The sequence below is a fragment of the Pseudomonas sp. AP3_22 TE3818 genome (assembly GCF_053628995.1).
Genome location: NZ_JBRJHL010000001.1, coordinates 870,687 through 893,659 on the forward strand (window position 1 = coordinate 870,687; position 22,973 = coordinate 893,659).

Consider the following 22,973-nt stretch of genomic DNA (forward strand, 5'->3'; position numbering starts at 1 on the left):
TGGGGGGCTTCCTGACAGAACCGGACAGGCCACGCTGGGGCTTCAATGCGCTATTTGCTGATGTTGCTGTTGTGTTTGCCCCTCCTGGCAAACGCCGTCGAGTTCGATGAGTTCACTCAGAGCCTCCCCTTGGGCCGAACCCTGCAGGTCTATGAGGACGCAGGTGGTCAGGCGACTATCGCGGATATTCGCGGGCAAGCGGCGGCCGGCAACTTCAAGGCGCACAACAAAGACACGCTCAACGCCGGGTACTCGCGCTCGGTGTTTTGGCTGAAAATCGACCTGCATTACCGCCCGACCGATCCGGCGGCGCAACGGACCTGGCTGCTGGAACTGGCCTATCCACCCCTCGATCATCTCGATCTCTATTTGCCCGATGCGGCCGGCAATTATCAGTTGGTCGGGCAGACCGGCGATGCCTTGCCTTTCGCCAGCCGCGAGATTCGTCAGAACAACTATCTGTTCGACCTGACGTTCAAACCTGACCAGGCCGAAACCGTCTTCCTGCGCTTGCAAAGCGAAGGCTCGATCCAGGCACCGGTAACCTTGTGGTCGAGCACCGCCTACCTCGAAGAGCAGCCCGTGCGCCTCTACGTACTGGGGCTGATCTACGGCGTATTGCTGGGGATGCTGGTCTACAACCTGTTCATCTACCTCAGCGTGCGCGACACCAGTTACCTCTACTACATCTTCTATATCGCCTCGTTCGGCTTGTATCAGCTGTCGGTCAACGGCGCGGCGGTGCAGTATTTCTGGCCGGACAACCCTTGGTGGGCCAACGCCGCGACGCCGTTTTTCATCGGCAGCGCGGGGCTGTTCGGCAGTCAGTTCGCCCGCAGTTTCCTGCAAATGGCTACCCACAGTCGCTGGCTCGACCGCTTGTTGCTGGCGCTGGTTGCCTTCGGTGCGCTGGTGGTCGGCCTGTCATTGATGACCAGCTACGCCCTGGCCTTGCGCCTGGCCACGGCTCTGGCGCTGACGTTCACGGTGGTGATTTTTGCCGCCGGGATCTTTGCCTGGTTGCGGGGCCTGCGCGTCGCGCGGTATTTCATTATTGCCTGGTCGGCATTTTTGCTCGGCGGCATCGTCAATACGTTGATGGTGCTGGGATACCTGCCAAACGTGTTCCTGACCATGTATTCCAGCCAGATCGGCTCGGCCATCGAAGTGGCGTTACTGTCCCTGGCACTGGCCGACCGCATTAACGACATGCGCGAGCAGCAGGCGCAGACGCTATTCGACGCTGGCCAGAAGCTTGAAATCCTCAACCAGCAACTGGCTCGCAGTAACAAGCTCAAGGACGAATTCCTGGCCACCCTGACCCACGAACTGCGCACGCCCATGAACGGTGTGATCGGTTCACTGGAACTGATGCAGACGGTCGAAATGGACCCAGAGCTTGAGCAGTATCAGCAGACGGCTTCGGGGGCGGCGCGGGACATGATGCGCATGGTCAACGGCATCCTGACCCTCACCGAACTGCAGGCCGGCAAGCTCCAGGCCTGCGCCGACACCTTCAGCTTGCGCGGCATGGTCGAGGCACTGCACACGCAGTTCGAGGGCAACGCTTCGAGCAAGTCGCTGGACTTCAAGGTCGACGTCGCATCCGGCGTGCCGGATCGCTTGCACGGCGACAACACCAAGATTGCGCAATGCCTGGAGTGTCTGCTGGACAACGCCATCAAGTTCACCCGGGTTGGCGGCCTGGCCTTGCGGGTGACCGGTAAGGCCGTTGAGCCCGACCGGCTGGCGTTGACCTTTGCGGTAATCGACACGGGCATTGGTTTCACCGATCTGGGTGAGGCCACGATGTATCAACGGTTCTTCCAGCTCGACGGCTCTATGACCCGTGAATACGGTGGCCTGGGTGTTGGCCTGGCGATTTGCCGACAGTTGGTGGAATTGCTTGGTGGACGCCTGACGCATCGCTCCGAGCCAGGACGCGGCAGCCGGTTTCAGCTGGATGTGGACGTCGGGCTGTCGGTGGCCGAACGCCCGCTGGCGCCATTGATGCCCCGGGATTTTCCGCGCCTGCGCTTGCCTCAGGATTGTGCCGTGATGTTGGTGGATGACAACAGCATCAGCCAGTTGGTGATGCGCGGCATGTTGCTCAAGCTGGGTTTTCGCGTGCGTACGGCCGACGGAGCCGATGTCGCGCTCGATCTCCTGCAGCGCGAAGTGTTTGACGCGGTGCTGGTCGATTGTCAGTTGCCGCGTCAGGACGGTGAGTCACTGTGCTGCCAGATCCGCGCGTTGCCGGGCTATGCCGAACTGCCGTTGTTCATGATCGCCCTGGGCGGTGACCGTGAACGCTGCCCGACCGGCGCGTTGATCGACTGCTTGAGCAAACCGGTGAAATTCGAAGACTTGCAGGCCGCGCTCTACCGTCGGGTGCTCTGCTCGCAACAGGGCGAAAGCGCCGACAATTAGGCGGATATGACACTTTGTTCGGCTGAGGGGCGGTGCTTAACTGAAGTCCCTTGGCCGACCAAAGGAACCCAGTCATGAACCTGCATCAGTTTGCCGAAACCCACGAAGTCACCAACCAGCCACCGTCACTGGACGGCGCCAACCTCTACCGCATCGACTTGCCGTTGCAGGAATGGTCGCGGCGGTTCGGGGCCGGTTGGGCCGAATCGCGGATCGACGCTTACGGCGCGCTGGCCGGTGGCCCGCTGATGGAAGCCGGGTTCCTCGCCAATCAGAACAAGCCGGTGTTCAACAGTCATGACCGCTTTGGTCATCGCATCGATCTGGTGGAATTTCATCCGGCCTATCACCAACTGATGCGCACGGCAGTCGAGCACGGCCTGACCTCGTTGCCCTGGGCGCATCCGCAGGACGGCGCTCATGTCGCCCGCGCTAGCATGTCGTATCTGCACAGCCAGGCCGAAGCCGGCAGTGGCTGCCCGTTGACCATGACCTTCGCCAGCGTTCCGGCCATGCGACTGCAACCGGACCTGGCGAAAAAGTGGTTGCCGAAAATCCTCGCCACCGAATACGACCCGCGCAACGTCGGCATGGCCCACAAGGCCGGGGTCACCATCGGCATGGCCATGACCGAGAAGCAGGGCGGCACCGATGTGCGGGCCAATACCACCAAGGCGTATCCGGTTGGAGCCAGCGGTCCCGGCCAGGCCTATGAGTTGGTGGGGCACAAGTGGTTTTGCTCGGCGCCGATGTGCGACGCCTTCCTGACACTGGCGCAGACCGACAAGGGCCTGACCTGTTTCCTGCTGCCGCGCCATCGCCCGGACGACACACGCAATCAGTTCTACATCCAGCGCCTGAAGAACAAGCTCGGCAATTGCTCCAACGCTTCGAGCGAAGTGGAGTTCCGCGGCGCACTGGCGTGGATGATCGGTGAAGAGGGGCGTGGCGTTCCGACGATCATCGAGATGGTCGCCATGACCCGCTTCGATTGCATGGTCGGTTCCAGTTCGCTGATGCGCCAGGCGCTGACCCAGGCCAGCCATCACTGCGCTCACCGTTCGGTCGGCGGCAAAGTGCTCAGCGAGCAGCCGTTGATGCAAAACGTGCTGGCGGACCTGGCGCTGGAAAGCGAAGCCGCCCTGGCCTTGAGCCTGCGCATGGGCCGGGCGCTGGATCATCTGGACGATTCGCAGGAAGCCAGGTTCGCCCGGTTGGTAACGGCGGTGGGCAAGTACTGGATCTGCAAGCGGGCGCCGGCCATGATCAATGAAGCCGCCGAATGCATGGGGGGGGCGGGGTATGTCGAAGACAGCATTCTGCCGCGGCTTTACCGCGAGGCGCCGGTGAATTCAACGTGGGAAGGTTCCGGCAACGTGCAGTGCCTGGACGTGCTGCGTGCCCTGTCAAAAGAACCGGGCGTGCTCGATGCACTGTTCAGCGAGTTGGGCGATGGCCATGGCGACCAGCGCCTTGCCGCGCACATCCAGCAATTGCAGGCGGCCTTCAAGGACACCAGTGACATTCAGTACCGCGCCCGGCAATTGACTGAAGACATTGCCTTGGGATTGCAGGCCAAGTTGCTGCTGGAAGCCGGGAATTCGGTGGTCAGTGATGCCTTCATCGCCAGTCGCCTGGACGGTGGCGGCCGAGTGTACGGCGCGTTGCCACGCGGCCTGGACGTGGAAGCGATTGTCGCCCGATCAACCCCGCAGGGTTTCTGATCCCAGGTGCAGGACGCCACTGGACCAATGTGGGAGCGGGCTTGCTCGCGAATGCGGTTTCACATTCAACCTTGATGTGACTGACAGGCCGCTTTCGCGAGCAAGCCCGCTCCCACATTTGATCTGCGGTGTGTCCCGGGGTTTGTGTAGCAATCACTGTTCCCGTGAAGCGACGATGCAGGCAAGATGAAGGTCTGCAAGTCAGAACACAGGATGCTGATCGTGACCGAAGCTTTTATTGTCGTTCAAACCGCCGAGCAAGCCGTGGATCGGCTCGCACTCTTGCACAATCGTGCAACCACCGCGCTGAGTCAGGCGCTCAAGCGTTACCTCAAGGACCGCGTCGAGCCTGATGCCGAGCAGCGGGCGTTGTTCCGTTATCCCGAGCTGCGCCTGACCTACCTTTGCCAGGGCGAAGTCCCGCAGACCACCCGTGCCTATGCCAAGGTCCAGCTGCCGGGCACCTACAGCGTCACCGTCACCCATCCGTCGGCTTTCCGTAAGTACCTGCTGGAACAACTGGTTCCGTTGATGCACGACTTCACCGTGACGGTGGAAGTCGGTGTCAGCCAGCAGAACATCCCGTATCCGTATGTGGTCGAGCAAGGCGATGAGCTGGGAGGTTCCGGCGTCACCGCCGCCGTGCTGGCGCGGGTGTTCCCGAGTACCGACCTGTCGGCCGCGACCGACGGCATTGCCGACGGTTTGTACGACTGGGAAAACACCGATCCGCTGCCGCTGGCCCTTTTCGATGCCGCACGGGTGGATTTCTCCCTGCGCCGACTGGTGCATTACACCGGCAGCGACTGGCGCCATGTGCAGCCGTGGATTCTGCTGACCAACTACCATCGCTATGTCGACCAGTTCATCGTCCACGGCCTGGAGCAATTGCGCAAAGACCCGCGCTTCGTGCGCATGGTGCTGCCGGGTAACGTGATCATCGAAAAAAGCATGGATCACGGCGAAGCGTCGGCGATTGCCGCCGGCGTGGTCTGGCACCGTTACCAGATGCCGGCCTATCACCTGATCGCCAGTGACGGCCACGGCGTGACCCTGGTCAACATCGGTGTCGGCCCGTCCAACGCCAAGAATATCACCGACCACCTCGCCGTTCTGCGCCCGCATTGCTGGCTGATGATCGGTCACTGCGGCGGCCTGCGTCAGTCGCAGACGATTGGCGACTACGTGCTGGCCCACGCCTACATGCGCCGCGACGGCATTCTCGACCGGGTCGTGCCGCCGAACATTCCGATTCCGGCCCTGGCCGAAGTGCAGATGGCGCTTCAGCAGGCGGCGGCCAACATCACCGGCGAGAAGGGTGACGAGCTGAAAAAACGCCTGCGCACCGGCACCGTGCTGACCTACGACGACCGTAACTGGGAGCTGCGCTGGGCCCAGGAACGGCCGCTGATCAACCTGTCCCGCGCCGTGGCGGTGGACATGGAAAGTGGCACCATCGCCGCCCAGGGTTATCGTTTGCGGGTGCCGTACGGCACGTTGCTCTGCGTCTCGGACAAACCGCTGCACAGCGAAATCAAGTTGCCGGGCTCGGCCAACGCCTTCTATGAGCGCGCGGTCAGCCAGCACTTGAAGATCGGTATCGAGGCGGTGGATCTGTTGCGCACCGAACTCAACTCACTGCACTCGCGCAAACTTCGCAGCTTCGACGAGCCGCCGTTCCGCTAACGGTTGTCATGGTCATTTGACGGTTGGGGCACTAGCATTGGCAGCCCTGACCGTTAGATGTTTCCTTTCTCATGTCTCGTCCTCCTCAACGCCCCGTTTCCCGCCGCCCAGGCACGAAACCATCGCCTGCAGCCCCGCGCCGTGTCGCCAAGGCACCACCGGCCGAGCCGAAGCTGATCCTGTTCAACAAACCCTTCGATGTGCTGACGCAGTTCAGCGACGGCGAAGGGCGAGCGACGCTCAAGGACTACATCGATGTACCGGGGATCTATCCGGCTGGACGGCTGGATCGCGACAGTGAAGGCTTGTTGCTGCTGACCAACGACGGTCAGCTTCAGGCGCGAATCGCCGACCCGAAGCACAAATTGGCCAAGACCTATTGGGTGCAGGTCGAAGGCGAGCCGAGCGCCGAGCAATTGCAGCGCCTGCGTGACGGCGTCGAATTGAATGACGGCATGACCTTGCCCGCCGAGGCGCGACAACTGGACGAGCCCGAGCTATGGCCGCGCAATCCACCGGTGCGCTTTCGCAAAAGCGTGCCGACCAGTTGGCTGGAGTTGGTGATTCGCGAAGGGCGCAACCGGCAGGTGCGGCGCATGACCGCTGCGGTCGGTTTGCCGACCTTGCGCCTGGTGCGCGTCAGAATCGGTGACTGGACGATCGAAGGGCTCGATCAGGGCCAGTGGAAAGAAGTACCGGCGCGCTTATAAGGCGCCGGATTCGATCAGGCCGATCACCACGCTCTTGATGATGAACGCGGCCACGCCCAGGCCCAGCACGAAGAACAGGATGAACGAGCCAAAGCGCCCGGCCTTGGACTTCTTCGCCAGATCCCAGACGATGAAACCCATGAAAATGATCAGGATCGTGACCAGACCGGTCATCATCCACTCTTCAAAGACTGCAGGATCCATCGAACATCTCCAGCGCGGGCGAGGCTAAAAGGGCGCGAAGATTATACGCTTCGCTGGCTGCGTGCAGTATTGACCTGCGTCGGTGTGTCGCAGTCATTCGTCGCCTGTGCCTGCCCCATCGCTGGCAAGCCAGCTCCTACAAGTTTTTGTGTTGATCCCAATAATGTGACCGACTCAAAACCTGTGGGAGCTGGCTTGCCAGCGATGGCGTACTTAGCTACGTAAATGAGTCAACGGCAGTTCGGTGCTGTTGAGCACCTGGTTCAGCACAAAACTCGAACGCACGCTGGTCACGCCTTCAATCCGGGTCAGATGCCCGAGCAGCAGTTTCTGGTAGTGATCCATGTCCGGCACCACGACCTTGAGTTGATAGTCGGCATCCATCCCCGTCACCAGGCTGCATTCGAGCACTTGGGGCAAGGTGCGAATGGCCGCTTCGAAGTTCTCGAAACGTTCCGGCGTATGACGGTCCATACCGATCAGCACGTAGGCCGTCAGGCTCAGGCCAAGCATTTTGCGGTCGAGCAGGGCGACCTGACGGGAAATGTAGCCGTCGTCTTCCAGTTGCTTGACCCGCCGCGAGCACGGCGAAGGCGACAGACCAATGCGCTCGGCCAACTCCTGGTTGGAGATGCGTGCGTCGCGCTGCAATTCCGCCAAAATACTCAGGTCGTAACGATCGAGCTTGCTCATCAATCAGTCCTTTGTCGTAACTATTGCGGCAGATTATGTATCCGGGGTTAAAAATTGCGCAAGTGATGTTTAATTGAGCAATCTTCGCAATCCTCTGTCGGCACTCACGGCCTATTCTTATCACCAGAATCACTGCTCGGACAAACAGTCCAGTGCGGCTCGCCCAATCAGGCCCGCCGCGGTCGCCACCCCCACCGGGGATGTGCCGGCCCCCGAGCTACACACTGTCCAGAAGACGGCGTGAGGTGAGCCGGCGCCACAAGCGTTGAGCCAGGACGAAGTTCTCCAAGGGGAGGCCGACGGGTCTCCCTTTTTTCTTGCGTGGAATTTGACCCTCCTGGTCTCAATAAATAAGTTGCGTGACTGATAACCTGTCGCAGAACCGGCCACTGCTTTCCCAGTCTTACGTACAGGCCCTAACACGCAATGAGGATAAGCATGAAATCGCGCATCTGGCGTTTGGCCGGTGTTGGTTTGCTGTGTGTCAGTGTCACTGCGCAATCGCTGGCCGATGAGCAGCAAAACCGTGGCCATGATGGCGGGCAGCACGGTCAGGATGGGCATCAGGTTGGTAACCAGGGGGGTAGTCAGGGCCATGGTGGCAACAACCAGCCACGTCCGCAGAACGGCCCGCCACAGAACCCGCCGCGTGCGCAGAACAACGACAACCGCCAGTACGAGCACAACGGCCAGAATCAACATCAGAACAATAGCCAGAGGCAGCCCCCTCCCGCGCCGGATTTCAACAGCCCGGTTCGCTCACCACCGCCACCGCCGCAGGCACCGGCCACTGACATGCCGATCCAGCCTCGCCCCGACACCGTGCGCCAGACCCAGCCGCCGCGGCGCGGTGACTACCAGGATCAGCACTACCAGGATCAGCCGCATCGCAACGATTACAATCAGCGCTGGAAGGGCTATATCGGTGCGCCGACCAATGACAATCACTGGGACGGACGCCCGGGCGGACACGGTAACGGCTGGGGGCCAGGTCCCAGGTATCGCCCCGGCCAGGTGATCGATCGCTTCCCCGAACGTAACTTCCGCGTGCCTTACCGTGGCATGGATTACTACTATTCCGGTGGCTACTGGTATCGCCCGCTGGGTCCGCGTTATGAGGTGGTAGAGCCGCCACGCGGGATTCGCGTCAGCTACCTTCCTGATTATGCCGAGCAGGTGTGGATCGGCGGGGCGCTGCTGTTCCTCGCGGCCGGTTCGTATTACGCCTATCAGGAGAGCACCCGGGATTACGTTGTGGTCGAGCCGCCGGTTGGTCAGCCGCAGTCGCCACCCCTGGCCGCCAGCAATGGTTATGACGTGGAGGCGTACCCGGCCAACGGCCAATCGCCGGAGCAGGTCAGTCGCGATGGCTACGAGTGTTATCAATACGCGGTGCAGCAGAGTGGTTTCGATCCACGCACCGCCACCTACCAGCCAGACCCGTCGGTGGTGCAAACCTACCGACAGGCCCAGGGCAGTTGCCTGAGCAGTCGTGGTTATCAGGTGAACTACTGAGCCCGAGCGGTTTTCACCACTTCCTGCGGGTCGGCGTGCACCAGCACTTCAGCTCGCGGGTAGGCGGTGTGAATGGCGGCGGCCGCCTGATCGCTGATGCCGTGGGCGACTGACAGCGTCAGTTCCCCCGGCAGCTCCAGATGCAACTGTACAAACCACTGGTTGCCGGAGATTCGCGTGCGCAGGTCATGGGCACCCAGCACGCCGGGCACGCTGCACGCCAATTCCAGCATGTGCTGGCTGACCTCCGGCGGCAGTTCTTCATCCATCAATACCGCAAAGCTCTCCCGGGCGATCTGCACTGCGCTCCACAGAATGTAGGCGGCGATTCCCAGACCGAACCAGGGGTCGACCTGATGCAGGCCAAACCCGGCCAACACCAGCGCGATCAGAATGCTGCCGTTGAGCAGCAGGTCCGAGCGGTAGTGCAGGGAGTCGGCGCGCACCGCGTTGGAGCCGGTGGCCTTGACCACCCGATGTTGAAACATCAACAACGCCAGGGTCAGTACGAGGGACAACACAATCACGCCGATACTGATCCACGGTGCGCCGACCGGTTCGGGATGTTTGAGCCGATCATAGGCCTGCAGTGCAATCAGTACTGCACTGCCGCCAATGAACAACGCCTGGGCCATGCCCGCCAATGACTCGGCCTTGCCGTGCCCGTAGCGATGATCATTGTCGGCGGGGCGCAGGGCGTAATGCACCGCCAGCAGGTTGAGCAATGACGTGACGCCGTCGAGTGTCGAGTCGGTGAGCCCGGCGAGCATGCTCACCGAGCCGCTCAGCCACCAGGCGATGGCTTTGGCGACAATCAATGTGCACGCCACCGCCACCGAGGCACGGGTCGCCAGCCGCAGCAGGCGGGCGTGTTCGGAGCTGGAGGTCATAGTGGCCATCGTTCCTTGAAGAGTCCTTTCGCGTGTAGGGATTACGCCGCCGGTTGCAGGCCGAACATCGCCAGTTGCTGGGCGCTGCCTTTGCTCTGGATCAGGCGTGGATCGTCTAGCGGGAAGCTGCGGCCCAGCTCGTTTTCCAGAATAGTCTGCAACTTGCGGTTATCGACCTGGCCGTCGGGGCCGATGGCGTCCTTGAGTTTTTGCGGATCGACCTGGGCGGTCTTGCCCGGTTCGAAATAAATCGCGCCGGTGGCAAAGTCCACGGCAAACGCGATCAGGCCGGGGATGATGTAGAACAGCAGGCCCACGGCATCGAGCGCGGCGATGGCCGGGTCGATCTTGCCTTCGATCTGGCCACGGCGGTCGGGGTAGAAAATCGACCCGCAGGCGGTCACTTGAGTCAGCAAGGTGGCGACCAGAACACCGCCAATCAGGCGAAAGGGAGCACGCATATGAAATCTCCTGGGTAATCTCGAAACGTAACGTCGTCGGTATGAATTAGGACCGTGATTAACGCCACGCAGTTCGCCGTTATACTCGCGGCTCTGTTTGGGAGCCAGCATGATTTCTTTGCCAATCGATGAAGTTTTACCCGCCCTGCGTGAAGCCCTCGCTACACGCCACGAAGCCGTGCTCGAAGCACCGCCCGGCGCCGGTAAAACCACCCGCGTCCCTTTGGCTTTGCTCAACGAGCCGTGGCTGGCCGGGCAGACCATCCTGATGCTTGAACCCCGCCGGTTGGCCGCACGCGCAGCGGCGGAGCGGCTGGCCAGTGAGCTGGGGGAAAAGGTCGGCGAAACCGTGGGCTATCGCATTCGCCTCGACAGCAAGGTCGGTCCCAATACCCGAATCGAAGTGGTCACCGAAGGCATCCTCACCCGGCGCCTGCAGGATGACCCGGCGCTGGAAGGCGTGGGCCTGCTGATCTTCGACGAATTCCACGAACGTAGCCTCGACGCTGACCTGGCCTTGGCCCTGAGCCTCAATGGCCGCGAACTGTTCCGTGACGACCAGCCGCTGAAAATCCTCTTGATGTCCGCCACGCTTGAAGGCGAACGCTTGGCCGGGTTGCTCGACGACGCGCCGATCCTGCGCAGCGAAGGGCGCATGTACCCGGTGGCGATGCGCTGGGGCCGGCCGTTCCAGGCCGGTGAATTCATCGAGCCGCGCCTGGTGCAGACCCTCCTCGAAGCTTTGAACGACGAGACTGGCAGCGTGCTGGTGTTCCTGCCGGGGCAAGCGGAAATCCGCCGCGTGCATCAGCAATTGGCCGATGCCTTGGGTGACAACCCACAGGTTCTGTTGTGTCCGTTGCACGGTGAACTGGACCTGACAGCGCAACGGGCAGCGATCGATCCTGCGCCGCCGGGCAAGCGCAAAGTGGTGCTGGCCACCAACATCGCCGAAACCAGTTTGACCATCGACGGCGTGCGCGTGGTGATCGATGCCGGGCTGGCGCGGGTGCCGCGTTTCGACCCGGGCAGCGGCATGACGCGTCTCGACACCCAGCGCATTTCCAAGGCCAGTGCGACCCAGCGCGCGGGCCGGGCCGGGCGTCTGGAACCCGGTGTTTGTTATCGCCTGTGGTCCCAGGACCAGCACGAGCAACTGGCGGCTTATGGCAGTGCGGAAATCCTCTCGGCGGACCTTGCCGGGCTGGCCCTGCAATTGGGACGCTGGGGTGTGACACCCGGGCAACTGGTGTGGCTTGACGTGCCACCGGCCGCCGCTTATGCACAGGCTCAGGATCTGCTCGAACGCCTGGGTGCACTGGACGGTGAAGCGCTGACCCGTCACGGCCAGGCCATGGCCGAACTGCCGGCCCATCCGCGTATCGCGCATTTGCTGTTGCGCGGCCAGGCGCTGGGTCTGGCGGAAATGGCGTGCGACGTCGCCGCACTGCTCGGCGAACGCGACATTTTGCGTGGTGGCGGGGCGGACTTGCACAGCCGACTGGTATTGCTGTCTGGCGAAGAACGCGCCGCACGTGGCGCGCAGGGTGGCGTGCAACGCGCACGGCAACTGGCGCGGCAATACCGTGGTTACTTGCGCGGCAAAGCCTCGGAGCCGGTCAGCGACCCTGATCACCCGCGCTGGCTCGGTGCGTTGCTGGCGCTGGCCTATCCCGACCGCGTCGCCCAACAACGGCGTGCCGGTGGTGCGGAATATCGCCTGGCCAACGGTCGTGCCGCGCTGTTCGCCGAGGCCGACAGCCTGATGAAGCAGCCGTGGCTGGTGATCGCCGATCTGGGCAGTCGCCAGGGCCAACGTGAAGAGCGGATTTACCTGGCGACGGATTTCGATCCGGCGCTGTTCGACTCAGTGCTGGCCGAGCAGGTGCGTTGCGTCGATCAACTGGATTGGGATGAGCGCGAAGGTGTGCTGCGGGCCGAGCGTCAGCGCAAGGTTGGCGAATTGATCCTCAGCCGTGAACCACTCACCGGCCTCGACGAAAGCGCCCGCAGCCAGGCGCTGGTGAATCTGGTGCGGCGCAAAGGCCTTGAGCTGTTGCCATGGACCCCGGAGCTGCGTCAGTGGCAGGCACGAGTGGCGTTGTTGCGGCAACTGGACCTCGCCGGCAAGGGCGAGAGCGAGTGGCCGGATGTCAGCGATGCCGCGTTGCTCAAAAGCCTGGAACACTGGCTGATGCCGTATCTGGGCAAAGTGTCGCGTCTCAGTCACTTCGCCAATCTGGACCTGTCGAGCATCGTCCACAACCAGTTGCCCTGGCCGCTGCCGCAGCGGCTGGACGAGTTGGCGCCGCATCATTTGAGCGTGCCCTCGGGCTCGTCGATTCGCCTGGACTACAGCGAACAGCCGCCGATCCTGGCGGTGCGACTGCAGGAGTTGTTCGGCCTGGCCGAAACCCCGCGCATCGCCGGCGGGCGGCAAGTCGTGAAACTTCATCTGCTGTCACCAGCACGTCGGCCAGTGCAAGTGACCCAGGATCTGGCCAACTTCTGGCGCAGCACCTACGCCGAAGTGAAGAAGGATTTGAAGGGACGTTATCCGAAGCATTATTGGCCGGATGATCCGCTGGTGGCCGAAGCCACCGCGCGGATCAAGCCACGGCGGTAATCGCTGCTTCAGGCTGAGATCCATTGATCTTGAAAAGGTGCCAAAGGTCGCACCCGATGTAGGAGTTGCGGCAGGCTGCGATTTTTTACGCTTCTACTCAGGTGGGGCGACCCGGTCCAGGGCTCTATTTACCGCCAACTCTCCCAGCAAAATGACCTGTGCAATGCCCAGCAGCGTATTGCGACTGGTCCCCTCCGTACGATCTGCCAGATCCAGGGTCATGACATTGGCCGAGGCCATTGACTCGCAGGCATGAGCCAGCAAGGTTTCGGTATCGAGTTCCGGATTTACGATGAACATGCTGCAGAGTTTGCGGGGAGTGGCCTGTATGTCCGCGAATGAGGGGATGCGCTCTGAAGGTGTTTCCGAATAGTTGTTCGGCGGATTCGGTGTAGGTTTGATCATAAATGCTTCCCTTTAATAGTGGGGCCGCACCATCTCGCGACTAAACGTAGGGGTGGCGGCTGCGCGCAAGTTAGTCGACCGGCAAGGAAAGCAAAAACCGGCGCGTCCGAAGACGCCAAGCGCACAGCCACCATCAAGCGCAGGCTGATACCTGACTGATGATACTCATGCGACCGCTTTAACCTTGCCCGGGCGACTAAACCCGATCACTGGCAATCAGTGACGCGAATCAAGTTACCGAGCGGCCCTAGGGCGCACAAGCCGGCGGATTCTGGCGTAACCGTAGGCAACGACGCAAGGTGGTGTAGCTTTCGTGAAGTAACCTTGAGGGCGTTTAAACAAGTAGTTGCTTGCCCGCAAAAAAACGCTGTGAACAAAAGCCGAAAACCCCTCGCCACAACCTGCGGACAAGTCCGTTCAAGGCCTGACAGATCAGGCGCACAGTCAATCCGGACCCATCCTACGTGCCTTCGGGATATTTCCTATTTCAACGTTTTCGAGCTTCTAGAAAGCTGTCGGACCTTCATCACTCTGAACTGACCGAGCATAAATCTGATGCCCCGGACGTGCGCATCTCTCTAGTTGAACCCTTTTGCAAAACAAGGAGCGACATGCAACATGGCCAGCGTTCTTTCTCGACTTTTTGGACTCCACAAGTACGACACGACTTCGCGATCTGATGCACCGCAGGTCTCAAACTTGCCGGAGCCTGATAGCCGTTCTCTCCCCACATCGCCGGCGGCAGAGCCCGCCACCCGTACACTGCTCCCTCTGAAAAACTGGTGCCATCCGTTCAAGGACAAACGCGATTCGCTGGCGCAGTTGACTCACATGGCCAATGCCAATGCTGGTTTCTATCCAATTGGCCGCAACGGGCTGTTTCACGGCGGCGTGCATTTCGACAGCGGTACTGCTGGCACTCTCGATCAATCCAGTGTGCACTACCTGGCCGACGGTGAAGTGGTGGCCTACCGCATCGACACACAGTCACCGACCACGCGCTACTTCGTCGAAGAAACGGTCGAGAAACCCTTCTCGCGCAATTTCGTCCTGGTGCGCCATCGTCTTCAGCCACCGAAGATAGATGGCAGTACGGACATTCCACCGAGCCTGACTTTTTACAGCCTCTACCTGCATCTGCAGGATTGGGCGAAGTATCAGCAGGATTCCACCCTGCCCAGGCCGAGTTACTGGCCCGAGCGTCCGACCTATCGCGTGAGGCAGACGGCAGACGATTTTCTCCCCGGCCAGCCTGAGCAGCGTGGTTTGAAGGTGCACAACCAGTCGAAAGGCCAGGTAATCGATTTCCTGCCGCGAGGGGCCGAAGTGGCTATCAGCGGCACCGGACAATTTCGCAAGTTGGAGAGCAGTCTGGGACCGGCCAAGCTGCTCAACCCCGATGGCTCTATCAAGGGCTATCTCTCTACTCAGGTGCTCAAACACCCAGACCGCAAAGAAACCCGCATCAGTTCATCGAAGAAGTTGGTCAACGTTCGGGCCGAGCCGGTAATTTCTGCTGATAACGTAATTTTCGATCTGCCGGTTGACTCGGAAGTAGCGGTCAGTGGCGAAGGCGAGTTTCGCAAGCTCGAACGCATCAATCAGTATGTGCATTTTGATTCGTTGGAAGGTGCCATTGAGCCGGTAGCGGCAGATCAGGTAGTGGTGCTTGACGAGCCCATGGCGATCAAGGCTGGAGACTTGATCGGCCATCTCGGCCTGTATCAGGATGGCGACGCGAATCAACCGGAAAAAAAGTTGCACCTTGAAACCTTCAGTGGCGACGACGTCGAGGCGTTCATCGAAGCCAGTCGATTGTGGGCCAAGCGCCTGCCGGAAAAAGACAGAACCTGGCTGAAACTCGCCAAGGGCACCCCGGTGGTGCCGCCTGAAGGAAATACCACCGCCGCACTGTTACAGGCGTCGAGTGCTTCCAGCCCGCACAGTGCCGCCGATTTGCTGATCCCCAGGAAGGTGCTCGATGAGCTTCCGACTGCTCAAAAAATCCATGTGCCCGCGAGCCCGACGCGCAAAGCTCGTACCTGGTATCACCTGAAAAATTTGCTTCATGACGCCGACAACAATCTTCTCGACGGCTGGGTGTGTGAAGAGTCCGGCGTAACGCCTTGGGTCAGTCCGTGGGCTTGGGAAGGCTACGACGTCATCATCGACTACAGCAGACCCAAACACTTGCTGGCCTCTTTTCTCAGCGCTGTCGACGGTCTCAACGACGCGCAACGCGAGCGTTATCGCCCCATTGCCGAAAAAGACGACAAGGGCCCAATGAAAAGCCGGTTGTACGAGATCATCGATCGCAACCGCGACGGCAAGATGACGGCCACTGAACTGCAAGCTGCCCTTGAGCGACCGGCTCATGCGCAGTCGATTTCGCAGATGATCCTTTACAAGGAAAGCGAGTGGTTTCAGCAGCCAAAAATATGGGACGCACTGGATGAATTGCTCGGCCATAGCGGCTCGACGCCGCATCTGAATTGGCTGGCGGAGAAGCAGCGGATAGCGCAGTTGGGGTGGTGGAGGGAAGTGGCGGAAAAAGTGGGGTTGCCTTCTTGGGGGAGTGCGTATCACTTTCATCCGATTGGGTTAGCCACAAGATTTAATACTGAGTGCCCAAAAGAATGTGTTGTTGAAACCTATACGCTGGAGGGATTGGCTGGTTTCCTTGTCGTCTCAAAAGAATCATTTCAGTTTATTTTGGAAAAGGAAGGGTATAGCAAATACCCTTACGTGCCGGCTGGTGCTAGCGGAGTTACTATTGGATATGGGTATGATTTGGGGCAACAATCGGTATTGCAAGTTCGTCAAGATCTTGCTCAGCTCTATGCTCAGTCCGATATTGAAGCTTTAATAGGTGCTGTCGGGAGGCAAGGGGACCAAGCCAGAAGCATCTTAAGTTCTGTAAGCCATATATCTGTTAGCAAAGAAAATTCTATAGCTCTTGCCGTGAGAATGAAAAAACGCTATGCGCAGTTAGTGATTGACGCTTATCCCGGAGTGATGGATTTGCATCCGCATTGCCAAGGAGCGTTACTGTCTCTTGTGGTCAATAGAGGAAACTCATTTTCTCGACCAACTACTGATTCTCGATTGGAAATGAAGCAAATTAACGACGATTTATTGAGTCGAACTCCCGAGAACATTCCATCTAGACTGCGCTCGATGAAAAGACTTTGGGAGGGAAAAGCCGGGCTTGGAGGGCTAATAACCCGACGAGAAGATGAGGCTAAACTTTTTGAGAGAGGTTTGAAATGCGATTGCTGGCACTAACGTTTTGCGCTTTCAGTGTTTTTTGGATTTCGTCATCTTTTGCTGACGGAGGCTGCAATAAAAATAGCTTTATCACTAAAGACATTTTGCAGTGTGCGGATGTTGTGTACAAAAAAGTTGATAAAAAACTTAATGATCAATATTCGGCGCTGGTTACGGACCCAAAATTTCTTCATAGAGATTTGCTTTTGGATGGTGAGCGCGCTTGGATTAGATATAGGGATGTTTATTGCGAAAATGTTTACGATTCTATATTGCCAGGTGAAGAGGCTGGAATTGAGAGAATAGCGTGTCTAGCTTCTTTGACAACATCAAGATTGATGGAGTTGTTGTATTTGGATATAGGCATTAGCGGAGATGGCTTCTATAGCTCACTTTCTATTATGGGTGGGGTTTCTTCTATGGCGAGGGAGGAAGTATTTTCGCGCATAGAAAATTTAGAAAAATCTCCTGAAGAGACTGAGTACTATAAGAAAAATTGTGAGTTAACAAACGCTATTCATTCAGAAGAAGAAAGAATCTGTCGGATTCGAATGAAATTTCAGGCGATGTAGGTGTGAGGCTATGTGGTGAAAGATGATGGTGTGGTTAGAACGTCCGATTTTATATTTTCGCCTAATAGTAACTTCACATATGGCGTTCCTAATTTGAAACGAGGATAAGTTAATCATGCCAATCAGACTGGATAAAATGCCTCCTCTCGCACTGCGTCCTCAACGACCTCGGTTCTTATTTTGGCTTGGTATGTTGTTGCTCTGTTGTTTGCTGGGAACGGTAGGGACGCTGCTGTTCGGTGACGAAACGTTACCCGAGCGACCTTCGGATTTCTGGACCTTGGCCTTGGGCATCCCATTCCTGGCTTGGTGCGTGCTGGGATTCGGACGAGTGCTGTTGCACGTCGGCGAACATGGTGCCGCCGATGGATGGGATGACGCTCGTGAAGAAGACATGAACCGCAAGATTCGTCAGGGACGTCGCTCGCAACAGGTGTTGGGCGTGAGCTTGCAGACTGCTCTTGGAGAACCTGCGGATGATCCGAAAATACAACTGGACGCTCTGCTGAGTGGGACGACGGCGCTGAAGTCACAAGCGTCCAGGATGGATGGCGAAACACTTCGCCATAGTTGTTTATCGTGCGATGCAGATGAAAATCCGGAAGCAATATTGCTGAGTATATGGGCGCAGACGCTCGCTGACCTTGCACCCACTTTGGCGCTGTTGCCTGATGATCAACCTTTGGCCCTGTTGCTGGACGTCGATACCGGTTTGCCGGAGAAGCAATGGCGCCGGGTTTGGAAGCAGGCATGGCGCGAATCGGGCATTCGCCAGCCCATAACCTCCGTCGATGGCAGCGGGCTGGCGGCATTGGACTATTGGCTCGACCAGCGTATTGGTGATCGAGCGATGCTGCTGGTGGTGGCCATGCAGTTTGCGCCGCAGCAGCCTCAGGGCACGGCGGAAGCCGCTGTCGGATTGTTGTTTGGCAACCGTCTGACGCAAACCAGATTACCGCCGATAGCCTATCTTCACCGCCCGGAGCAGGAGCGTAAGCCCACCGCCGATGACCTGCTTTACGCTACGCGCCAGGCTCTTGATTGGGTGCCGCTTGAATCGACATCAATCGAACAAGTTTGGCGAGTGGGTATTGACGCGCGACGGGCTGCCGCCCTTGCAGGCGTATTGTCTGAAGTTCCCATGTCAATCAATAGGTCGGGATTGTGCAACCTCGATGCAATGCTGGGGCATCCAGGCTGCGCTTCGCCTTGGTTAGCCGTCGCTGCCGGGCCGCAGGCGATTCGGCGCGGTGTCGGGCCGCAATTCATCTTCAGTGGCGGCGCGGCTGCGGCTGGTCTGTGGGGCGCGGTGTTGATTCCGGTGTCACCACTTTTGGAACAGGCGTCTTGAACGTAGTTCTGCCGGTCAATTCTATTGCCTGCCAGATGAATATCTCACCGGAAAGCGTGTGCATGTACAGCAAAAACCTGTACCTGAAACTGGAAGTGGGATCGCAGTCGGAGTTGTTTGCGCAGTTTATCGAATTGTTGTGCAGGCATTAAAAAGTCAAAAGATCGCTGGCAAGCCAGCTCCTACAGGGGAGGGTGCGAGCTGTCGGATTTGGCGGTTAGTTGTTCACGGCAATAGTCGGCAAACAACTGCGCCGGTTTGGTCAGTTGCCCACGCTTGAGCCAGGCCGCCACCAACCCGGAGCCGGTGACGTCTTCGGCGATGTCCACGCACACCACTTTCTGCCCGTCGTAGGTGCACTCCGAATGCGGCTTGGTCACCAGGATCGAGAAACCAAAGCCTTGTCCGACCATGCCGCGCACCATCTCGATCGATGGCGAGCTGAAGGCAATGCGCGGGGTCAGGTCCAGCTCTTCGAACAGGCTGACGAAATAGGTCCGGCTCGGCTGCACGTCCAAAAGAATCATCGGCTCCAGGCACAGGTCCCGCAGTGAGACTTGTGCCTGCTGGGCAAAACGGTGATCGGCCGGCAGCAGGGCGTAAGGCCGTTGCGCCGGCATCAAGGGTTCGGTTGCGATGGTGCCGTCGAGATCGTGCTCATAGAGGATCGCCAGATCGAAGGCGCCGGAGGTCAGGCCCTGCACCAGTTCTTGCTGCTCGCCGTCGCGGATGCGGATTTCCACTCCCGGGTACAGCGCCGAAAACCCGGCGATCAATTGCGGCAGGTACAGCGGCGCGACGGTTTCGAAGCAGCCGATATCGATCTGCCCGGACACCACATCGTTGTCGGCCAGGGCGTTCTGCTCGAACTCCTTGGCCATGCGCAGCAGTTCCTGGGCCTTGCGGTAGAAGCGTGCACCGCTGGGCGTCAATGACACGCCCTGGGCGTGATGGCGAATCAGCAGTTGCACGCCGAAGCTGTCTTCCAGCCCTTTGATGGCCGTGGAGATCGACGGCTGGGCGATGTACAGCTTGCGCGAGGCCTCGGCGACGCTGCCGCACTCGACGGTGGTAATGAAGTATTTCAGTTGACGCAGATTGTAGGCAGCCACAGCAAACCTCGGGGGGAGAACGAATCAGGCATCCAGGCAATTTGCGCGCCACCCCTATCCGCTCGGGTAGCGATTTGTTGTGGTTGAACAATAACCACATGCTGCGCCAGAAGGGAGATTGGCTACGTAGTTTTTTCTTGGCCTGCGAACACATTTTTACTGGTTTTCCACCGCTCGGGCCTGAGCGACTATCCAATACACAAGAATGTCCTCTGGAGCATCCGAACGTGTTCGAGCTTGAGTATTGGCAACGCAAAGCCGCTTCCCTGCGGTTTCCTGACCAGGCCGTAATCGACGGCCAGCGCCGAGCGGCACAATCGGGGCAGACTTTCGCCGCGATCAACCCCGCCACGGGGCAATGCCTGGCCAATGTCGCGGCCTGTGGCGAGGAAGATGTGAACGCGGCGGTGCGCAATGCGCGGCAAGTGTTTGAAGCCGGCACCTGGTCGGCACGTTCGCCGACCGAACGCAAACAAGTGCTGCTGCGCCTGGCCGACTTGATCCTCGAAAACCGTGAAGAACTGGCGCTGCTCGATTCGCTGAACATGGGCAAGCCCGTCACGGACGCCTACAACATCGATGTGCCGGGTGCCGCCGGGGTGTTCCGCTGGTACGCCGAGAGCCTCGACAAACTCTACGACCAGGTGGCACCGAGTGCGCAGAACGTGCTGGCGACCATCACCCGCGAAGCCCTCGGCGTAGTGGCTGCCGTGGTGCCGTGGAATTTTCCGCTGGACATGGCCGCGTGGAAACTCGCCCCGGCCCTGGCCGCTGGTAACTCGGTGATTCTCAAGCCGGCCGAGCAGTCGCCGTTTTCGGCCTTGCGTCTGGCGGAGCTGGCGCTTGAGGCTGGTGTGCCTGCGGGTGTGTTGAACGTACTGCCGGGCCTGGGCGAGCAAACCGGCAAGGCCCTCGGCCTGCACCCGGACATCGATTGTCTGGTGTTCACCGGCTCCACCGAAGTCGGCAAATATTTCATGCAGTATTCGGCCCAGTCGAACCTCAAGCAGGTGTGGCTGGAGTGCGGCGGCAAGAGCGCCAACCTGGTGTTCGCCGATTGTCAGGATCTGGACCTGGCCGCCCAAAAAGCCGCGTTCGGCATCTTCTTCAATCAGGGCGAAGTCTGCTCGGCCAACTCGCGGTTGCTGGTGCAGCGCTCGATTCATGACGCGTTCGTCGAACGCCTCAAGGCCCAGGCCGAACGCTGGTTGCCGGGCGATCCGCTGGACCCGTCGAGCGCTGCCGGTGCCATCGTCGACAGCCGTCAGACCGCGCGCATCATGAAGTTCATCCAGCAGGCCGAACAGCAAGGTGCGACCAAGGTTTGTGGTGGTCGGCAGTCGATCTTCAACGGTTCGGATAACTTCATCCAACCGACGATTTTCACCGGTGTGTCGCCGGACATGCCGCTGTTTCGCGACGAAGTATTCGGCCCGGTTCTGGCCGTCACCGCGTTCGACGACGAGGCCCACGCCTTGCAATTGGCCAACGACAGCGTCTACGGTCTGGCGGCTTCGCTGTGGACTGATGACCTCAACCGTGCCCACCGCGTGGCGCGACAATTGCGAGCGGGCACGGTGTCGGTCAACAGCGTCGATGCACTGGACGTGACCGTACCTTTTGGCGGCGGCAAGCAGTCCGGTTTCGGCCGCGACCTGTCCCTGCATTCATTCGATAAATACACCCAGTTGAAGACCACCTGGTTTCAATTGCGCTGATAACAAAACGGAGAACTGGCGATGACCACACCACGTGAAACCCGCGACTACCAGGCCGCCGACGCTGCGCACCACATCCATGCGTTCGTCGATCAGAAAGCCCTCAACGACGAGGGGCCACGGGTGATGGTCCGTGGCGAGCGCCTGCACCTGTGGGACAACGATGGCCGCCGTTACCTCGACGGCATGTCCGGGCTGTGGTGCACCAACCTCGGTTACGGGCGCAAGGACCTGGCGGCTGCGGCGAGCCAGCAACTGGAGCAGCTGCCGTACTACAACATGTTTTTCCACACCACCCACCCGCAGGTGATCGAGCTGTCCGAGCTGCTGTTCAGCCTGCTGCCGGGACACTACAGCCACGCGATATACACCAACTCCGGCTCCGAGGCCAACGAGGTGTTGATCCGCACGGTGCGGCGTTACTGGCAGGTGCTCGGCAAGCCCGAAAAGAAAATCATGATCGGCCGCTGGAACGGTTACCACGGTTCGACCCTGGCCGCGACGGCGCTGGGCGGCATGAAGTTCATGCACGAAATGGGCGGCATGATTCCGGACATCGAGCACATCGACGAGCCGTACTTCTTCGCTCACGAAGGCAACCTGACGCCGGCCGAATTCGGTCTGCGCGCGGCACAGCAACTGGAAGCGAAGATTCTCGAACTGGGTGCGGACAAGGTCGCAGGCTTCATCGCCGAACCCTTCCAGGGTGCCGGCGGGATGATCTTCCCACCGGAAAGCTACTGGCCGGAAATCCAGCGCATCTGCCGCAAATACGATGTGCTGCTGTGCGCCGATGAAGTGATCGGCGGCTTCGGTCGCACCGGCGAATGGTTCGCCCACGAGTACTTCGGTTTCGAGCCGGACACCCTGTCCATCGCCAAGGGCCTGACCTCGGGCTACATCCCCATGGGCGGCTTGATCCTGTCGAAGAAAATGGCTTCGGTGCTGGTGGAGCAGGGCGGCGTGTTTGCCCACGGCCTGACCTATTCCGGGCACCCGGTGGCGGCGGCGGTGGCGATTGCCAACCTCAAGGCCCTGCGCGATGAAGGCGTGGTGACGCGGGTCAAGGACGACATCGGCCCGTACCTGCAACAGTGCCTGCGCGAAGTGTTCGGCAAGCACCCGTTGGTGGGTGATATCCAGGGCACCGGCATGGTCGCGGCGCTGCAACTGGCCGAAGACAAATCCACGCGCAAGCGCTTTGCCAATGAGAACGACATCGCCTGGCGCTGCCGTACGATTGGCTTCGAGGAAGGGGTGATCATTCGCTCGACCTTGGGCCGGATGATCATGGCGCCGGCGTTGATTGCCAGCCGTGAAGAGATTGACGAACTGATCGCCAAGACCTTGAAAGCGGTGGATCGTACGGCGCAGGAATACGGCCGGATCTGACATCACCTGAAGGTCCTGCGGACCTTAATCGCGGGCAAGCCCGCTCCCACCGTGTCTCTGTTGTTCACAAATTTTGTGTTCACAGAAAATCCCTGTGGGAGCGGGCTTGCCCGCGATAGCTATTGCTCATTCAACACATTTTTCATGCCTTGCACTAACCTTGTGCATCCTCGCCACTGGCGCCTTTTCGCAGTGCGCGCTAACGAGTTTTTTCATC

At 59.6% G+C, this 22,973-nt stretch carries 17 protein-coding genes and 1 pseudogene; 12 read left to right on the forward strand and 6 right to left on the reverse strand.

The annotated features are described in order from the left end of the window. Positions 1-45 precede the first annotated feature (45 nt). The 4 genes from AB7M25_RS04150 to AB7M25_RS04165 all read left to right on the forward strand — a co-directional run bounded on the left by AB7M25_RS04150 (position 46) and on the right by AB7M25_RS04165 (position 6,550). Entirely contained in the window at positions 46-2,430 is a 2,385-nt protein-coding gene (locus AB7M25_RS04150) for a 7TM diverse intracellular signaling domain-containing protein (protein ID WP_454236995.1), read from the forward strand. 74 nt (positions 2,431-2,504) lie between these two features. Then, complete coding sequence (locus AB7M25_RS04155; RefSeq protein ID WP_454236996.1) at positions 2,505-4,154, forward strand: acyl-CoA dehydrogenase family protein; 1,650 nt, start codon at positions 2,505-2,507, stop codon at positions 4,152-4,154. Positions 4,155-4,340: 186 nt separating this feature from the next. Beyond that, complete coding sequence (gene amn / locus AB7M25_RS04160) at positions 4,341-5,840, forward strand: AMP nucleosidase (protein ID WP_454236997.1); 1,500 nt, start codon at positions 4,341-4,343, stop codon at positions 5,838-5,840. A 71-nt stretch (positions 5,841-5,911) separates the two neighbouring features. After that, on the forward strand, positions 5,912-6,550 hold the full coding sequence (locus AB7M25_RS04165; RefSeq protein WP_095965705.1) for a pseudouridine synthase: 639 nt from the start codon (positions 5,912-5,914) through the stop codon (positions 6,548-6,550). Here AB7M25_RS04165 and AB7M25_RS04170 read toward each other — a convergent pair. Both AB7M25_RS04170 and AB7M25_RS04175 read right to left on the reverse strand, forming a co-directional pair. Beyond that, positions 6,545-6,754, reverse strand: coding sequence for a DUF2788 domain-containing protein (locus tag AB7M25_RS04170; protein WP_007975837.1), 210 nt, complete (start codon positions 6,752-6,754; stop codon positions 6,545-6,547). The genes AB7M25_RS04165 and AB7M25_RS04170 overlap by 6 nt on opposite strands. 213 nt (positions 6,755-6,967) lie before the next feature. Beyond that, complete coding sequence (locus AB7M25_RS04175) at positions 6,968-7,447, reverse strand: Lrp/AsnC family transcriptional regulator (RefSeq protein ID WP_007937367.1); 480 nt, start codon at positions 7,445-7,447, stop codon at positions 6,968-6,970. A 438-nt stretch (positions 7,448-7,885) separates the two neighbouring features. Between AB7M25_RS04175 and AB7M25_RS04180 the strand changes: the two genes are divergently transcribed. After that, positions 7,886-8,962 carry a DUF6515 family protein gene (locus tag AB7M25_RS04180; RefSeq protein WP_454236998.1) on the forward strand — a complete coding sequence of 359 codons (1,077 nt, stop codon included), beginning with the start codon at positions 7,886-7,888 and terminating at the stop codon, positions 8,960-8,962. Here the strand turns inward: AB7M25_RS04180 and AB7M25_RS04185 are convergent. Beyond that, positions 8,956-9,852 (reverse strand): cation diffusion facilitator family transporter, encoded by an 897-nt coding sequence (locus AB7M25_RS04185; protein ID WP_116581862.1) that lies wholly within the window; start codon positions 9,850-9,852, stop codon positions 8,956-8,958. The two genes, AB7M25_RS04180 and AB7M25_RS04185, sit on opposite strands and share 7 nt — an antisense overlap. A gap of 41 nt (positions 9,853-9,893) precedes the next feature. Further along, positions 9,894-10,313 (reverse strand): polyribonucleotide nucleotidyltransferase, encoded by a 420-nt coding sequence (locus AB7M25_RS04190; RefSeq protein ID WP_116581861.1) that lies wholly within the window; start codon positions 10,311-10,313, stop codon positions 9,894-9,896. 109 nt (positions 10,314-10,422) lie between these two features. Here AB7M25_RS04190 and hrpB point away from each other — a divergent pair, with 109 nt between their 5' ends. Further along, positions 10,423-12,939: an ATP-dependent helicase HrpB gene (hrpB, locus tag AB7M25_RS04195; protein ID WP_454236999.1), complete on the forward strand. Its 2,517-nt coding sequence runs from the start codon at positions 10,423-10,425 to the stop codon at positions 12,937-12,939. A gap of 93 nt (positions 12,940-13,032) precedes the next feature. Here the strand turns inward: hrpB and AB7M25_RS04200 are convergent, their stop codons facing one another. Beyond that, on the reverse strand, positions 13,033-13,344 hold the full coding sequence (locus AB7M25_RS04200) for a DUF6124 family protein (RefSeq protein WP_454237000.1): 312 nt from the start codon (positions 13,342-13,344) through the stop codon (positions 13,033-13,035). A gap of 618 nt (positions 13,345-13,962) precedes the next feature. Between AB7M25_RS04200 and AB7M25_RS04205 the strand changes: the two genes are divergently transcribed. The 4 genes and pseudogenes from AB7M25_RS04205 to AB7M25_RS04220 all read left to right on the forward strand — a co-directional run. Then, positions 13,963-16,629, forward strand: coding sequence for a hypothetical protein (locus AB7M25_RS04205; RefSeq protein WP_454237001.1), 2,667 nt, complete (start codon positions 13,963-13,965; stop codon positions 16,627-16,629). Further along, entirely contained in the window at positions 16,611-17,183 is a 573-nt protein-coding gene (locus tag AB7M25_RS04210) for a lysozyme inhibitor LprI family protein (protein ID WP_454237002.1), read from the forward strand. The genes AB7M25_RS04205 and AB7M25_RS04210 overlap by 19 nt, the downstream gene beginning before the upstream one ends. A gap of 115 nt (positions 17,184-17,298) precedes the next feature. Beyond that, entirely contained in the window at positions 17,299-18,534 is a 1,236-nt protein-coding gene (locus tag AB7M25_RS04215; protein ID WP_454237003.1) for a hypothetical protein, read from the forward strand. Between the two features lie 14 nt (positions 18,535-18,548). After that, positions 18,549-18,686, forward strand: a pseudogene (locus AB7M25_RS04220) (helix-turn-helix transcriptional regulator); the annotation flags it as partial. A gap of 30 nt (positions 18,687-18,716) precedes the next feature. Here AB7M25_RS04220 and AB7M25_RS04225 read toward each other — a convergent pair. Further along, positions 18,717-19,646 carry a LysR substrate-binding domain-containing protein gene (locus tag AB7M25_RS04225; protein WP_454237004.1) on the reverse strand — a complete coding sequence of 310 codons (930 nt, stop codon included), beginning with the start codon at positions 19,644-19,646 and terminating at the stop codon, positions 18,717-18,719. 227 nt (positions 19,647-19,873) lie between these two features. Here AB7M25_RS04225 and AB7M25_RS04230 point away from each other — a divergent pair, with 227 nt between their 5' ends. Then, the gene (locus AB7M25_RS04230) at positions 19,874-21,364 is read left to right on the forward strand and encodes an aldehyde dehydrogenase (RefSeq protein WP_429518505.1); all 1,491 of its coding nucleotides are present in this window, start codon (positions 19,874-19,876) and stop codon (positions 21,362-21,364) included. Between the two features lie 21 nt (positions 21,365-21,385). Further along, on the forward strand, positions 21,386-22,756 hold the full coding sequence (locus AB7M25_RS04235) for an aspartate aminotransferase family protein (protein ID WP_429383870.1): 1,371 nt from the start codon (positions 21,386-21,388) through the stop codon (positions 22,754-22,756). Positions 22,757-22,973 lie beyond the last annotated feature (217 nt).

What these genes read in the sequence shown, in the direction of transcription:
- AB7M25_RS04150 (WP_454236995.1), top strand. Translation starts at nt 46, where the DNA reads ATGCGCTATTTGCTGATGTTGCTGTTGTGTTTGCCCCTCCTGGCAAAC.
- AB7M25_RS04185 (WP_116581862.1), bottom strand. Translation starts at nt 9,852, where the DNA reads ATGACCTCCAGCTCCGAACACGCCCGCCTGCTGCGGCTGGCGACCCGT.
- AB7M25_RS04210 (WP_454237002.1), top strand. Translation starts at nt 16,611, where the DNA reads ATGCGATTGCTGGCACTAACGTTTTGCGCTTTCAGTGTTTTTTGGATT.
- AB7M25_RS04170 (WP_007975837.1), bottom strand. Translation starts at nt 6,754, where the DNA reads ATGGATCCTGCAGTCTTTGAAGAGTGGATGATGACCGGTCTGGTCACG.
- AB7M25_RS04175 (WP_007937367.1), bottom strand. Translation starts at nt 7,447, where the DNA reads ATGAGCAAGCTCGATCGTTACGACCTGAGTATTTTGGCGGAATTGCAG.
- AB7M25_RS04155 (WP_454236996.1), top strand. Translation starts at nt 2,505, where the DNA reads ATGAACCTGCATCAGTTTGCCGAAACCCACGAAGTCACCAACCAGCCA.
- AB7M25_RS04200 (WP_454237000.1), bottom strand. Translation starts at nt 13,344, where the DNA reads ATGATCAAACCTACACCGAATCCGCCGAACAACTATTCGGAAACACCT.
- AB7M25_RS04235 (WP_429383870.1), top strand. Translation starts at nt 21,386, where the DNA reads ATGACCACACCACGTGAAACCCGCGACTACCAGGCCGCCGACGCTGCG.
- AB7M25_RS04205 (WP_454237001.1), top strand. Translation starts at nt 13,963, where the DNA reads ATGGCCAGCGTTCTTTCTCGACTTTTTGGACTCCACAAGTACGACACG.
- amn (WP_454236997.1), top strand. Translation starts at nt 4,341, where the DNA reads ATGAAGGTCTGCAAGTCAGAACACAGGATGCTGATCGTGACCGAAGCT.
- AB7M25_RS04215 (WP_454237003.1), top strand. Translation starts at nt 17,299, where the DNA reads ATGCCAATCAGACTGGATAAAATGCCTCCTCTCGCACTGCGTCCTCAA.
- hrpB (WP_454236999.1), top strand. Translation starts at nt 10,423, where the DNA reads ATGATTTCTTTGCCAATCGATGAAGTTTTACCCGCCCTGCGTGAAGCC.
- AB7M25_RS04180 (WP_454236998.1), top strand. Translation starts at nt 7,886, where the DNA reads ATGAAATCGCGCATCTGGCGTTTGGCCGGTGTTGGTTTGCTGTGTGTC.
- AB7M25_RS04165 (WP_095965705.1), top strand. Translation starts at nt 5,912, where the DNA reads ATGTCTCGTCCTCCTCAACGCCCCGTTTCCCGCCGCCCAGGCACGAAA.
- AB7M25_RS04190 (WP_116581861.1), bottom strand. Translation starts at nt 10,313, where the DNA reads ATGCGTGCTCCCTTTCGCCTGATTGGCGGTGTTCTGGTCGCCACCTTG.